This is a genomic window from Streptomyces coeruleofuscus (genome assembly GCF_039532725.1).
GTDB classification, from domain to species: domain Bacteria; phylum Actinomycetota; class Actinomycetes; order Streptomycetales; family Streptomycetaceae; genus Streptomyces; species Streptomyces coeruleofuscus.
Window position 1 is genome coordinate 276,885 of the sequence record NZ_BAAASE010000003.1, and the last position, 13,765, is coordinate 290,649.

The 13,765-nt window shown below is 72.0% G+C and carries 13 protein-coding genes and 1 tRNA gene; 9 read left to right on the forward strand and 5 right to left on the reverse strand.

From position 1 onward, the window contains the following. Positions 1-244: 244 nt before the first annotated feature. The 3 genes from ABFX81_RS12505 (at position 245) to ABFX81_RS12515 (ending at position 3,537) form a co-directional block, all read left to right on the forward strand. A complete protein-coding gene (locus ABFX81_RS12505) occupies positions 245-2,152 on the forward strand; it encodes an FAD/NAD(P)-binding protein (RefSeq protein ID WP_346138191.1) in 1,908 nt (635 codons plus the stop codon). Positions 2,153-2,232: 80 nt separating this feature from the next. After that, the gene (locus ABFX81_RS12510) at positions 2,233-2,685 is read left to right on the forward strand and encodes a DoxX family membrane protein (RefSeq protein WP_086855570.1); all 453 of its coding nucleotides are present in this window, start codon (positions 2,233-2,235) and stop codon (positions 2,683-2,685) included. A 255-nt stretch (positions 2,686-2,940) separates the two neighbouring features. After that, positions 2,941-3,537: a DedA family protein gene (locus tag ABFX81_RS12515; RefSeq protein WP_346138060.1), complete on the forward strand. Its 597-nt coding sequence runs from the start codon at positions 2,941-2,943 to the stop codon at positions 3,535-3,537. Positions 3,538-3,580: 43 nt separating this feature from the next. Here the strand turns inward: ABFX81_RS12515 and ABFX81_RS12520 are convergent, their stop codons facing one another. Beyond that, the gene (locus tag ABFX81_RS12520) at positions 3,581-3,811 is read right to left on the reverse strand and encodes a DUF2277 family protein (RefSeq protein ID WP_086852720.1); all 231 of its coding nucleotides are present in this window, start codon (positions 3,809-3,811) and stop codon (positions 3,581-3,583) included. Positions 3,812-3,924: 113 nt separating this feature from the next. On the opposite strand from ABFX81_RS12520, the gene ABFX81_RS12525 reads away from it, so the two are divergent. Continuing rightward, positions 3,925-4,275, forward strand: a complete 351-nt coding sequence (locus ABFX81_RS12525) for a hypothetical protein (protein ID WP_086852723.1) — start codon at positions 3,925-3,927, stop codon at positions 4,273-4,275. Positions 4,276-4,474: 199 nt separating this feature from the next. Beyond that, a complete protein-coding gene (locus ABFX81_RS12530) occupies positions 4,475-5,014 on the forward strand; it encodes a hypothetical protein (RefSeq protein ID WP_086852725.1) in 540 nt (179 codons plus the stop codon). Between the two features lie 156 nt (positions 5,015-5,170). On the opposite strand, the gene ABFX81_RS12535 is transcribed toward ABFX81_RS12530, so the two are convergent. Beyond that, positions 5,171-5,242, reverse strand: a tRNA-Val gene (locus ABFX81_RS12535). 200 nt (positions 5,243-5,442) lie between these two features. On the opposite strand from ABFX81_RS12535, the gene ABFX81_RS12540 reads away from it, so the two are divergent. The 4 genes from ABFX81_RS12540 (at position 5,443) to ABFX81_RS12555 (ending at position 8,905) form a co-directional block, all read left to right on the forward strand. Beyond that, the gene (locus ABFX81_RS12540) at positions 5,443-6,324 is read left to right on the forward strand and encodes a DUF4097 family beta strand repeat-containing protein (RefSeq protein WP_086852728.1); all 882 of its coding nucleotides are present in this window, start codon (positions 5,443-5,445) and stop codon (positions 6,322-6,324) included. A gap of 74 nt (positions 6,325-6,398) precedes the next feature. After that, positions 6,399-7,802: a coiled-coil domain-containing protein gene (locus tag ABFX81_RS12545; protein WP_086852731.1), complete on the forward strand. Its 1,404-nt coding sequence runs from the start codon at positions 6,399-6,401 to the stop codon at positions 7,800-7,802. A gap of 22 nt (positions 7,803-7,824) precedes the next feature. Beyond that, positions 7,825-8,052, forward strand: coding sequence for an FmdB family zinc ribbon protein (locus ABFX81_RS12550; protein ID WP_086852733.1), 228 nt, complete (start codon positions 7,825-7,827; stop codon positions 8,050-8,052). 46 nt (positions 8,053-8,098) lie between these two features. Beyond that, on the forward strand, positions 8,099-8,905 hold the full coding sequence (locus tag ABFX81_RS12555) for a VTT domain-containing protein (RefSeq protein ID WP_086852735.1): 807 nt from the start codon (positions 8,099-8,101) through the stop codon (positions 8,903-8,905). Here ABFX81_RS12555 and ABFX81_RS12560 read toward each other — a convergent pair. The 3 genes from ABFX81_RS12560 to ABFX81_RS12570 form a co-directional block, all read right to left on the reverse strand. Beyond that, positions 8,826-9,635, reverse strand: coding sequence for an HAD family hydrolase (locus tag ABFX81_RS12560; protein WP_086852737.1), 810 nt, complete (start codon positions 9,633-9,635; stop codon positions 8,826-8,828). The two genes, ABFX81_RS12555 and ABFX81_RS12560, sit on opposite strands and share 80 nt — an antisense overlap. Next, positions 9,635-12,322: a phosphoribosyltransferase gene (locus ABFX81_RS12565; protein WP_346138061.1), complete on the reverse strand. Its 2,688-nt coding sequence runs from the start codon at positions 12,320-12,322 to the stop codon at positions 9,635-9,637. Before ABFX81_RS12565 ends, ABFX81_RS12560 begins: the two co-directional genes overlap by 1 nt. Positions 12,323-12,385: 63 nt before the next feature. Then, entirely contained in the window at positions 12,386-13,552 is a 1,167-nt protein-coding gene (locus ABFX81_RS12570) for an HpcH/HpaI aldolase/citrate lyase family protein (protein WP_086852739.1), read from the reverse strand. Positions 13,553-13,765: the final 213 nt, after the last annotated feature.

The following is a 13,765-nucleotide window of genomic DNA, read 5'->3' on the forward strand; positions in this document are numbered from 1 at the left end:
AGGCATCCCACACCGACCGTCAATCCTTGGCCACGAAACTCGGTTCCGGTCTCCGGCGACGGCATGATGAGGCGGACCGTCCGCTTCCCCACCGGCGGACCTCCGAACGCGCCCCACACGCCCGGGAGCCCCACCCTTGTCTGCGTCGACCGAGGAATCCGTACCGGAGGAGTCCCTGCCGGAGGGATCCGTACCACGGGAATGGCCGGAGGAACCCGCACCGCAGGAATGGCCGGAGGGATCCCTGCCGGCCGAGGAACCCGCACCGTTCTCCGTCGCCCTGGTCGGCGCCGGGCCGCGCGGGACCAGCGTCCTGGAACGCCTCTGCGCCTCCGCCCCGGAACTCCTCCCGCCCGGAGCCCGGCTGACGGTCCACGTGATCGACCCGGACCCGCCGGGCCCGGGCCGCGTCTGGCGTACCGACCAGTCGCCCGAGCTGCTGATGAACACCGTGGCCTGCCAGGTGACCCTGTTCACCGACGAGAGCGTGGACTGCTCGGGCCCGATCCGCCCGGGCCCGAGCCTGTACGAGTGGGCGCGCGGCACGCTCGGCCCGGACGAGTACCCGACCCGGGCGGACTACGGCCGTTACCTGGAGTGGGTGTTCGCACAGGTCGTACGGGAGGCGCCGGCGACCGTCCGCGTCGAGACGCACCGGGCCCGCGCGGTACGGCTCGACGACACCCCTGGCGGCCACCAGGCCCTCACCCTCTCCGACGGCCGCACCCTGACCGGCCTGTCCTCCGTGGTCCTGGCCCAGGGGCACCTGCCGACGACCGCCGACCCGGGCCGGCGGCGCCTGGCGGACCACGCGGCGCGGCACGGCCTGCGCCACGTCCCGCCCGCCAACCCGGCCGACCTCGACCTGTCCTCCGTTCCGCCCGGCGAACCCGTCCTGCTGCGCGGCCTCGGCCTCAACTTCTTCGACCACACGGCCCTGTTGACGACCGGCCGCGGCGGCCGTTTCGTACGGGACGCCCAGGGCCTGCGCTATGTCCGCTCCGGCCGTGAGCCGCGGCTGTACGCCGGTTCGCGGCGCGGCATCCCGTACCAGGCCCGCGGTGACAACGCGAAGGGGGCGTTCGGCCGCCACGACCCGCTGGTCCTCACACCGGACGTGATCGCGGGCTTCCGCAAGCGCGCCGACTCCGGGGAGGCGCCCGACTTCCTTGCGGAGATATGGCCGTTGGTCGCGAAGGAGGTGGAGACGGTGTACTGCGCGGCGCTGCTCCGGCGGGCGGGAGCCTCCGCGCGACGGTGCCGGGAGTTCACCGATCGCTTCCTGGCCGTACCGCACGGCGATCCCGGAGAGGCGGTGCTCCTGGGCGAGTTCGGCGTGGCGGACGCCGACCGCTGGTCCTGGGAGCGGATCTCCCGGCCGTATGCCGGGCGGGACTTCGCGCATCCCGGCGAGTGGCGTGACTGGCTGCTGTCACATCTGCGCGAGGACGCCGCGCAGGCCGCCCTGGGCAATGTGCGCGGCCCGCTGAAGGCGGCCCTGGACGTGTTGCGCGACCTGCGCAACGAGCTCCGGCTGATCGTCGACCACGGCGGCCTCCCCGGCGGCTCCCGCCGGGACCACCTGGACCGCTGGTACACCCCGCTCAACGCCTTCCTGTCCATCGGCCCGCCCCGGCGCCGCATCGAGGAGTTGGTGGCCCTGGTGGAGGCGGGGGTGGTGCGCGTGCTCGGGCCACGCCTGAAGGTGACGGAAGCGGACGGGGCCTGGGCGGCGCACTCGCCCGACGTGCCGGGTTCTGTCGTCCGTGTGAGAACCCTCATAGAGGCACGGCTGCCGGAAACCGACCTGCGGAAAACAGCCGACGGCCTCCTCGCGGGGCTGCTGCGGACCGGGCAGTGCCGTCCGCACACCGTCGACGGTTATGAGACAGGGGGGTTGGACGTGACGCCACGCCCTTATCATCTGATAGACCGTCAAGGAGCCCCGCATCCAAGGCGGTTCGCCTTCGGGGTTCCCACGGAGGGCGTGCACTGGGTGACGGCCGCGGGAGCTCGCCCAGGTGTGGATTCGGTCATGCTTTCGGACGCGGATGCGGTGGCGAGAGCGGCTCTACGTGCGGTTGTGGCGGAAAGTGCGGCCCAACTGGAGGTAAACCAGTGGCCAAATGTTGAACTTGCAAGCATCTATTAGGCACACCTAACGTGGGTTACTCATCGGTTCTGTCCCCCGACCGGCCCTCCCCTGGCCGGCCGACCGAAGGAGACCCCCACATGACCGCACGCCTCAATGGCGCGCAGCCGTACGCTCTCGGACTGTTCCGGATCGTCATCGGCCTGCTCTTCGCCTGCCACGGCGCCGTCGCACTCTTCGGAGTCCTCGGAGGGGTGGACGGCAAGGGCGGCACCGCTGCGACCGGCGCCTGGCCGAACTGGTACGCGGCCGTCATCGAACTCGTCGGCGGCATCCTGGTGCTGCTCGGCCTGGGCACCCGCGCCGCGGCGTTCATCGCCTCCGGCGCGATGGCGTACGCGTACTTCAAGGTCCACCAGCCGCAGGGCCTGTGGCCGATCGAGAACAGCGGCGAGGGCGCGGCCTTGTACTGCTGGTCCATGTTCCTGCTGATCTTCACGGGCTCCGGTGCGTTCGGCGTGGACCGGCTGCTGGCCAAGCGCACGTCGGCACAGGGACGGCAGTCCACGGACCACACCCCGGTGGCGGCCTGACCCGCCCGGACAGCGCCGGACGGAGCGGCGCCTCCCCTTGACCACGGGGAGGCGCCGCTCTGACGTGTACGCCGGGATACGGCAGCCGGTGACGACTCGGGACGAGGTGAACACTCGGTACCGAACGTACGAGCCCCCCGTGAACCGCCCGTCACACCCCAGGCGTACGCTGTATGGCTGTCATCGGCCACTCCTGCCGCTCCGCCGCGCCACCGCGGCACGGTCTGGCCCACGGGGGACCAACGGGGAGTTGCGGTGCTGGAGCACGTGGGGTGGCTGTTCGGCAGCCCATGGATCTACGCGGCGGTGGCCCTGTCGGTCCTGCTCGATGTGTTCCTGCCGGTGCTGCCCAGCGGCGTCCTGGTGATCACGGCGGCGACGGCGGCGGCCGCGGGTTCGGCGGCCGACGTGCCCGACATCCTGACGCTGATCCTCTGCGCGGCCACCGCCTCCGTCCTGGGCGACCTGGCCGCCTACCGCCTCGCCTGGCGCGGCGGCGACCGTCTGGACCGGGCGATCTCCCGCTCCCGGCGTCTGACCACCGCGCAGAAACGTCTTGGCGCGGCCCTCGCGCGGGGCGGCGGCGCCCTCGTCGTCCTGGCCCGCTTCGCACCCGCCGGCCGCTCGGTCGTCTCCCTCGGCGCGGGCGCCGCACACCACCGCGCCCGCGACTTCCTCCCCTGGTCGGCCCTGGCGGGCCTCACCTGGGCCATCTACAGCGTCGCCCTCGGCTACTTCGGCGCCCACTGGCTGGGCGCGAGCTGGCTGGGGACGGTGGTGTCGGTGGGGGCGCTGTTCGGAGCCGGGGCGGGGGCGGCGTACCTGATGCGCAGGGAGCCGCGGGCGTCGTAGGGCCTGGGCGCTCGGAGGCAACCTGAGTGTCTGTCAGGCGGTGCTAGCTTGCCCGCTGGGCACCGGCACCCCGGATCTCCAGCCCGTCCAGCAACTCGACCGTGGCCTGCGCGACGGCTTCCACGGCGCGGTCGAACACCTCCTGGTTGTGAGCGGCGGGGGCGCGGAAACCCGACACCTTCCGCACGTACTGCAACGCGGCAGCCCGAATGTCCGCCTCCGTGGCCTCTTCGGGCATCGCGGGCGGACGAAGAGTCTTGATACTCCGGCACATGCCCCCAGTCTGGCCCCTGCGCCCCTCCACAGGGAACGAACCAGGAACACTTGTTCGCATGAACTACGGGAGCGAACTCGCCCACCCAATTCGAACAGGCGTATCATTGGGCCGTGGCAACGACCTATGACTTTCCGAGTGACCTCCTCGCCGGTCAGGAGGAACTCCATCAGGTCCGGGCCGAACTGTCGGCCCTGCTGAAGCGCCTCCCCTGGTCGGTGGAACCACTGGACGGCTTCAGCGACGACAACGGCTGGCGCAAGGTGGAGCGCCCCGCCTCCCCCGGCTGGACAGCCGACGAACAGGCCGAGGTCGAGAAGCTCCGACGGCGTGAACACGAGCTCGCGGTGTTCGTCAGCACGCACCGCTACTGGTCCGAACTCACCGGTCCCGAGCGGGTGTGGGCCCGCTCGGCGCTGAAACACGCGCACGAGGCTCCGCCGGAGGGGACCGACGGGGACTGACGGAGATCGAGAAGCGCCCCGGGCCGATGCGGGCCCGGGGTGCTTCTGACGAGCCGGCACGTCGGACACACATGCGGCCCCTCGCCAGGCGTGCGACCAGCAGCGACCCGGTCGAGTGAACTCATTCAGCCTTCTACAACTGCACATCTCCTCCCCAGGTCATACACCCGCACGCCACGAATGACCTCGAGAGGAACCCATGACCCAGCAGCACCCACAGCAGCCGAACCAGCCGCACCCGCCCCAGCAGCCGGGGTACGGCGCGCCGGCGCCTCAGCCGCCGAAGAAGCGCAGCGTCGGCAAGATCGCAGGTCTGGGCTGTGCGGGCGTCATCGCCCTCTTCGTGATCGCCGGCGTCGCCACGAGCGGCGGAAGCGCCGACAGCGACGACGCTTCGAGCAAGGACAAGGCCGTCACCGCCGACAGCAAGCCCAAGAAGGCCGAGCCGGCCGACGACAAGCCCCAGGCTGAGCAGTTCCGAGCCTGCGTCGCCAAGAACGGCACGGACACCGAGAAGGCCGCGGTCGAACACGTCACCAAGGTGACCGGTGCGGACAAGCGCAACGACATCCTCGACTCCGCAGAGGTCTTCACCGACTTCACCGGCGGCCTGATGGGCCCGCACCAGGGCGAGGGCAAGCTCATCGCCTCCGCGTTCACGTCGTGCTACGAGTCCAGGAACGGCCTCGTGACCGTGTACGACAAGGACGGCGAACTGCTCGCCAACGCGAACTACTGATCTCCGCCCAGGATCCGGGAAGGCTACCGGTAGCGACACCTGTGGGCGTCGTTACCGGGGATTCAGGCTCTACCGCCTGGACGACGAGGACGCTGATCACAAAAGAGGCCCCCGGAGATGTCTCCGAAAGGCCTCTGACCCGCTGCTTGATACCGGTGGGCGCGGACGGTTTCGAACCGCCGACATCCTGCTTGTAAGGCAGGCGCTCTACCCCTGAGCTACGCACCCGGCTCCCGGGCCATGCGCCCAGGACGAGTCGACAGCCTACATTGCCTGGGGCACGGTCCCGCAAACCCGTATCCGTGGGTCGGTCCGGGGGCTAGCCCCACCTTCGATCCGGGAGCGGCCCGGATCCCCCGGCGGGCCCTGGATCCATACGGTCGTAGAGCGCCGCAGAGCGCTCGTCGTCCGTCCAGGGGGAGATCGTCATGGCCCGCAGCACTCGCACCACAGGCACCGCCGGCACCAGCAACAGGACCACCGGCAGCACCCGCCCAGTCCCCGCCCGCGCGGTCGCCGTCGCCGGTGCCGTCGTGGTGCTCGTCGCCGGTCTCGGCGCGTGCGGCGCGTCCGCCGGGGACGACAAGGAACCCGATCGCCGGTCCTTCGACCTCCGGAGCCGCACGCTCACCGTCGACTCCGACGACTCGGCCCTCGAAATCGTCGCCGCCGAGAAGAACCCGGCGGGCAGGATCGAGGTCACCCGGTGGTTCCAGGGCTCGGTCGTCGTCGGCGAGGAACCAAAGGTCACCTGGTCCATGCGGGACGACCGGCTGGTGCTGCGGCTGAAGTGCTCCGGCGTCGTCGCCGACTGCTCGGCCAAGCACCGCATCGAGGTGCCCCGGGGCGTCACCGTGAAGGTGCGGGACGGCGACGGCAGCGTGCGCGCCCGCGGCTTCCGGGACCCCCTGAGCATCCGCACGGGCGACGGCTCCGTCCGCGTCACCGACACCACCGGCCCCCTGGAGCTGCGCACCGGCGACGGATCCATTCGCGTCAGCGACACCACCGGCCCTCTGCGGATGCGCACCGGCGACGGCTCCATCCGGGCGAACGTCTCCTCCCGTGACGTGCGCACCCACACCGGCGACGGTTCGGTCCGCCTGGAGCTCGGCTCCTTACCGGACCGCGTGGAGTCCCGCAGCGGCGACGGTTCCGTGACCATCGCGGTGCCCAAGGCCGCCTACAACGTGACCACCGAGACCGGTGACGGCGGCGTGGATGTGTCCGTCCCCCGCGACGAGAGCAGCTCCCATGTGGTGTCCGCCCACACCGGCGACGGCAAAGTGACGGTCCGAACAGCGAACTAACCGGCCCGTGTGTTCGTCCTTAACCGGTGGGAGAATGACACCGGGCAGGGTGGACCACAGCACGGGAGAGGGATGTGACGGCGACTCCAGCGCAGCCGTACTCGCCGTCGGTGCCGCGCGCTCACCGCCCGCGCCGCCGCCTTCCCCGTACCCCCGGCCCGCTCGGGGACGCGCTCACCCTGATGGCACTGCCCCTGCTGGCCGCTCTGGCGCTGCCCGCCGCCTTCGCGGGAGGGGGCACCCGGCGCTGGTTCGGCGGTCGGGCCGAGAGCCAGCGGGCCGAGGCACAGGCCGCGAAGGACGCCGCCGCGGCCGCCTTCTACGAACTCGACACCGCGCAGCGCGACCTGCGCATCTCGATCGAGACGATCACCGCCGTCGACGACTCCCCGGCCGCCCGGCGGGCCGTCGCCGACTTCGACGCGCTCGGCCGGCGCATCGACGAGGCCAGCCACCAGTACATCAGCGCCGTCGACGCCCATGACCTCGACCGCGACGACCTGGAGGCCTCGGCCGCCGCGCGCGCCCGCACCGAGCTGACCGCCGCCAAGGAGGAACTCGGCCGGGTCAAGCAGGAGCTGGACCGGTTCACCGACGGCCTCGGCCCGCTGCTCGGCAAGGCCGAGACCCAGCTGGCCCGCCTCGCCCCCGCGGTCGAGCGCGCGCGCCAGGCCCTGCTCGCCGCCTCCAACGCCCTCGACTCCGTACGGGCGACCGGGCTGAAGGCCGACGACCTCGCCGCCCGTCTCGCCGCCCTCTCCCCCGAGCTCACCAAGCTGAACCAGGGCGCCGGGCAGCACGGCGTGCCGCAGACCCTGGAGCGGGCCGAGCGGGTCACGCGCGGGGCCGAGGCGGTCCGCGTGGAGGCCGAGCGGCTGCCGGAGCGCGCCGCCGAGATCGATCACCGGCTCGTCTCCCTGCGCACCCGCGCCCAGGCCCTCACCACCCGCTCCGAGCAGGTCGATCCGATCCTGAGCGAACTGCGCCGCCGCTTCACCGTGGCCTGCTGGCAGGACCTGCAACGCGTCCCCGACGTCGCCGCCGAGAACGTACGCCGGGCCGAGACGAAACTGGCCGAGGCCCACACCGCCCGCGACGAACAGCGCTGGGCCGACGCCACGGCCCTGCTGTCGACCGTACGAGCCCTCCTGAACAGCACCGACGAGGCCGTCTCGGCCGCCGGTGACCGCCTGCACCGCCTGAACGCCGTGCAGAAGGACCCCCAGCAGGAGATCGACCGCACCCGCTTCGCCATCCGCGACGCCCAGCGCCTCGCCATGGCCGGCCGCAACACCCCCGACCCGCGCCACGCCCGCCCTCTGGACGACGCGGTGTCCCGCCTGGAACGCGCCATCGCCACCCTCGACGGCCGCCACCCCGACTACTGGCACTTCCTCACGGAAACGGAAGCCGTACGCCGGGCCGTGTCCCGCGTGGTGTCCCTGATCCGCGACGAGCGCGGGGCCGCCGGCCATTGACCGTCCCGGTTAACCTGTGCGCATGCCTCGCTACGAGTACCGCTGCCGGACCTGCGGCGACACCTTCGAACTCAGCCGTCCCATGGCGGAGTCCTCCGCTCCCGCGGCCTGCCCCTCCGGTCACGACGACACGGTGAAGCTCCTCTCCGCCGTCGCGGTGGGCGGCTCGGCCGCCGCCCCGGCACCCGGCGCGGGTGGCGGAGGCGGTGGCGGTGGGGGCGGCTGCTGCGGTGGCGGCTGCTGCGGCTGACGCTTTCCTCAGCAGTCCTTCAGCTTGGGTTTCCTAGCGTGGCGGCATGACAGCCATCGCAGCGGACACGGGACCGCAGTGGGTCAACGACCTGATGGACGCCCTGGGCGCGCCTGGCGCCGGTCTCGCCATCGCCTTGGAGAACCTGTTCCCGCCGCTGCCCAGCGAGGTGATCCTGCCGCTGGCCGGGTTCGCCGCGAGCAGCGGGCGGATGGGCCTGCTCGAGGTCCTGCTGTGGACGACGGCCGGCTCGGTGATCGGCGCCCTCGCGTTGTACGGCATCGGCGCGCTGCTCGGCCGTGACCGGACGGTGGCGATGGCGGCCCGGCTGCCGTTGGTGAAGGTCTCCGACATCGAGCGGACGGAGGCGTGGTTCCTGCGGCACGGCACCAAGGCGGTGTTCTTCGGCCGGATGATCCCGATCTTCCGCAGCCTGATCTCCGTGCCGGCGGGTGTGGAGCGCATGCGCCTGCCGGTGTTCCTGGGGCTGACGACGCTGGGCAGCGCGATCTGGAACACGGCGTTCGTGCTGGCGGGCTACTTCCTCGGCGCGAACTGGCACCAGGTGTCGGACATCGTCTCGACCTACTCCAGGGTGGTCCTCGCCGTGGCGGCCCTGGCGGTGGTTGTCTTCGCCGGAGTCCGGCTCCTACGACGCTCCAAGGTGAAGCGCCCCGCAGGGGCGCGGGGCCCTGTCGATCAGCGGCTCCGCCGCGGGGCGCGATCGGCCACGACGAAGCCGCACCCGCACGACGACCAGGACACCCGAGTTCTCAGGCGCCCCGTACTGCCTCCAGAAACTCCCGCAGGATCCGCTCCCCGGCGAGGACACCCCGGTCGGGAAGCACCCTGATCGAGGGAGCCGCGAAGCCGGCGTCGGCCAGCTCCCCGTGGCCGGGCCGCCAGCCCTGGTCCGCCGCGAGGAGCAGGTCGGTGTCGAGCAGGGAGTCACCCGCGGCGAGCGTGAGATCGGCCCCGGTCCGGCGGGCGACCTCGCGCATCGCCGCGCTCTTGGTGAGCGGCTTGGGCACGGCGTAGATCTTGCGGCCCTGGAGGGACACGGTCCAGCCGCGGTTCTCCGCCCAGACCGCCAGTTCCTTCACCCAGTCCTCGTCGAGCAGTTCACGCTCGACGACGAGGTAGGCGAAGAGGTCGTCGGCGACGCGGTGCTTGCGCACCCAGACCGGGTCGGCGGCCCTCAGCAGGTGTTCCTGCACCTCGGCCAGGGGCGCGCACTGGTCGGCCAGCCGCGCGGTCACCTGTGCGTGCCAGTCGGGGTCGGACACGCCGTCCACCAGGATGTGGCCGCCGTTCGCGCAGATCGCGTAGGTGGGCGCGGGGCCCGGCAGGTTGATGCGCAGGTACTGCTTGCGCGTACGGGTCGTCGTCGGCACGAACACGGCCGTGTCACCCAGGTCCGTGAGGAGCTGGGCCGCCGTCTCCGTCATGTACGACAGCGGTCTGCTCTCGTGCACCTCCACGCACAGCAGCCGGGGCGCCCGGGCGTCCGGCATGGTCAGCGCGAGAGCCGCGGCGGAGTAGATCAGGGTGCGATCGAGGTCGCTCGCGACGAGTGCGGGCATCAGACCGTCACCGCCTTGCCGTCGGCGCCGGTCGCGCCCCGGGTGTACTTGGGGTGGATGAGCCCGACACAGGTGTAGGGCAGGTCGGCCACCTCCTCGACGGGGACGCCGCGTTGCCCGGCCAGCAGGCGTACGTGGTCGAGGTCGCTGCCCGCCCCGGCGCGTGCCAGGACCTTCCAGGGCACGCGGCGCAGCATCACGCGGGTGGTCTCGCCGACGCCGGGCTTGACGAGGTTCACGTCGTGGATGCCGTACTCCTCACTGATGCGCTCGACGGCGGCCCAGCCCTCCCAGGTGGGCGAGCGGTCGGCGGCGAGCAGTTCCTTGGCCTGGGCGCAGGCCGCGTCGGCGACCTCGGCAAAGCGGGCGGAGACGGCGTCCAGGAAGGTCACCGAGACGTCGGTGGCGGCGAGTTCGCGGTAGAACTTGGCGCCGTGGAAGTCGTGCGGTCCGACCAGGTCCGCCCGCAGGACGGTCCGCGAGATCAGGCCGGACACGGTCGAGTTGAGGCAGGCGGAGGGGATGAGGAAGTCCTCGCGGGTGCCGTAGGTCCGTACGCAGGAGCCGGGGTCGGCCAGGACCGCGATCTCGGGGTCGAAGCCGGTGATGCCGTCGGACTTCTCGAACTCCTCCAGGGCCTGGGCGAGTTCGCGGGTGATGGCGCCCTTGCCGGTCCAGCCGTCGACGAAGACGACGTCCCGGGGGTCGTAGTGCTCGGCGAGCCAGCGCAGCGCGTTGGCGTCGATGCCGCGGCCGCGGACGATCGACACGGCGTAGTGCGGCAGGTCGAGCCCGTGCCGGTGCTGGGCCCAGCGGCGCATCAGGATGCCGACGGGGGTGCCGGCGCGGGCCAGGGAGACCAGGACGGGGCGCGGGGACCGCTCCGCGAGGACCGTCTCGGTGACGACGCCGACCGCCTGGGCGATGCGGGCCGCCGAGTCCGCCAGCGCGGCGTGGAACAGCTCCTGGTACTGCTCGGTCGGCTGGTACTCCACGGGCAGCGACTCGGCGTAGTGCGCGCCGCCGCTCTGGATGGCCTCCTCACGCTCCTCGGTCGGCGCCTCCAGCGTCACGTCCGAGAGGTCCTGGAGCAGCCAGCCGACCTCCTCGGGCGCGTACGAGGAGAAGGCGGGGCCGCGGAGGGGCTCGGGCAGCATCGAGGGCCTTTCGGGGGCGTGCGGGGTCTCGGGGGCGTAGGACGGTACGACGGCGAGGAGGACCTGCGGCGTGTGCGCGGCGAGCTGGGCCAGCAGGCCGTCGGACGCGTGCAGCGAGGGCGTGTCCGCGGCCGAGTCGACGACGGCGATCACCGCGTCGAAGCCGGCGCCGGCGACGTTGTAGGCGTACCGCTCACCGGGGCCGTCGGCGGGGTCGTCGTGGGCGGGGAAGACCAGGCGGGTGCGTATCGCGTAGCCGGGGTCGTCGACGGCCAGGACGGGCGAGCGGGTGGTGGTGGAGTAGCGCACCTCGGCGTCCGTCACCCGCTCCAGCTCTCGGCCCAGCCTCAGCGGCGCGTACATCAGCTCTTCGAAGCCGAGGACGAGGACGCGGCGTGCGTCGGCCGGGAGGGCTTCTGCGAGGCGGGCGGCCATGCCGGGCAGGGCGGCCTCCAGGCGCTCCCGGTGCGCGGGAGTGAACCCGTGCCGGCCACCGTCGGGCAGGCCATCGGGCCAGCGCAGGTCTATGCGGCTGATGTGGGGCTGGGCGCGGTTGTCGTCCGGCTGCGGGCCGGCGGGGGCTGTTCGCGCAGTTCCCCGCGCCCCTGAGGGGGTGGTCCGACCGTCGCCTTCGAGGCCCGCGGCGCCTGCCTCGCCCTCAAGGGGCGCGGGGAACTGCGCGACCGGCCACGACGCTGCCGCTGACGGCCGATCACCCGTCACGGCACTCTCCGCCTCGTACCGCGCCACCAGCTCCTGCCCCTTCTCCAGCACCCCCTCGGGCAGCCGCACGGTCCCCGAAGCCGCTGCCACGAGATCCACCCGCGCGCCGATCTCCCCGGCGAAATCCGCGAGGCGGCCCGCATCGGACGGCGACCGCATGTCCACCAGCGCCACCACGACGTACCGCCGCCGCGGATACCGCCCATGAAGATCCCGGACGGTGTTGAGCACCGTGTTCCCCGTGGAGAACTCGTCGTCGACCAGGACCAGCGGCCCGTCACCGGTGAGCAGCGCGGGATCCTCCGGCAGCAGCAGGTGCGAGGTCGCGTGCGAGTGGGCCTCCTCGAAGCCGCCGGCCGGGGCGAGACCGGCGACGGGGCGGCGGGTGGAGTGCAGGTAGGGGGCGAGGCCCAGACCGTCGGCGACGGAGTGGCCGAGGCCGGTCGCGGTCTCCGCGTAGCCGAGGACGACCGCGCGGCGCGCCTCGTCGGCGCCCAGCAGGTCACGAACGCGGCGGCCCAGCTCGAAGCCGTAGCCGTAGACCACGGACGGGGACTGCGGGACGTGCTTGCCCAGCACGTTCGACACGAGCAGGTGGGCCCGCTTGGGGTTGCGGCGCAGCGCCAGCCCCAGCAGGTCGGTCAGCCGGTCGCCGCCGACGAGCTCGACGCCGAGCCGCTCGGCGACCCAGCTGCCCGACCAGATGCCTTCGGCGCCTCCGGCCGTCCCGGACCGCCGCACTTCATCGCCGTCGCCGTCGCCGTCGCGCACCTGGTGGCGCACCCCCTCGTTCACTGCCTTCTCCATGAATTCCCTGCGTCGAAGCCGCCGGTCTCCCCGGCGGGTCTGCGTTCCTCGGAAGCCGTGCGCTCAGTCGCCCAGGCCGGCCGCGAGCAGTTCCACGAAGCCGATGTCCTCGTTCGCCACGCCGAAAACCTCGGCACGCAGCAGCGTCCGCTCGGCCCAGGCCCGATGCGGCTTCACCTCGTTCATCTTGTTCGTGTACGCCGACCTCAGCACACCCCCGCCGCCGCGCTCGGGGCGCAGGATGTCCTGGGCGTCCGAGAACTCCTCGTGGCTGACGACCGACAGGGCGTGCACGGGCAGCACGTGCGAGGGGTGGATACAGGTCTTGCCCAGCAGTCCGTTGGCCTGGTCCAGGGAGATCTCCCTGAGCAGGCCGTCCATGGCGTGCTCAATCAGCTTCTCGCGCAGCTCCGCGGCCTGCACCTCCAGGAAGGGGCTCTGCCGCAGCTGCGGCTTGAACATGCGCTCCTGGACCCGGAAGTACTCCCACACCGGCCCGGTCACGGTGAAGCCGGTCCCGTCGGCGCGGCCCAGCATGTTCACCACGTCGGCGATCACGGAGGCGACGATCTGCACGTCGTAGGCCGTCATGTCGGGGCCTCTGCGCAGTCCGTACGAGGAGCAGAAGTCCGTCACGCCGAGGCGCAGGGCGAGCACCCGGTCGCGGTACTTGTCGACCGCCCGGGAGATGCCCTCCAGGGTCGGCACGCGCGACTCGCGGTAGAGCAGCTCGGGCGACTCCAGCACCGGCATGGCGAAAAGGCGACGGCCGCTCTCGGCCTCGGCGGTCGCCAGCGCCTCGAGGAACGGGATGCCGCGTTCCTCGGTGAACTTCGGCAGTACGAATCCGGACAGCAGCCGGACGGCGGGCCCGAGGCGTCGCACCAGGTCGGGGATCTGCTCGGGGGCGCGAACCCGGATGAAGAGCAGCGGCAGGTCCGCGCCCGGGAGGCCGGCGAGGGTCGTGAGCTGGCGGACGAGGTTCTCCTCGCCCGGGCCGACGTCCGCGTCGTCGATCGAGTCCTCCAGGCACAGGACCATCGAGACCACACCGCGACCGGCCTGCTTGAGGATGTCGTCGGCGAGGCGTTCCCGGGTGGCCGGGCTGTAGAGCGTGGCGCCCAGGGCGGCCGAGAGCAGCCAGGCCGGCGAATCCGCGGTGAACGTGCACGGCTCTCGGTGGAAGAGACGCTTCCGCACCTCAGGGGCGATGTGCCCGAAATGACGCATGGAACTCCCCCGTGATGGTTGTGCGACCTGCGAATCGTCGAAAGCTGGCCGGTAATAGTACGTAGATGTCCATGGCAGAGGTTCCCGTCGGGCATGAATTTCAGGTAACGCGGGCAAGCACAGCCGGGCCCGACCATGTCGACGGTAGTCGGCGAGGGCCGTCGGCGCCGCTCGTGGCGCCACGGGCCCCCGCGTTGTCGTGAGCAGGACCGA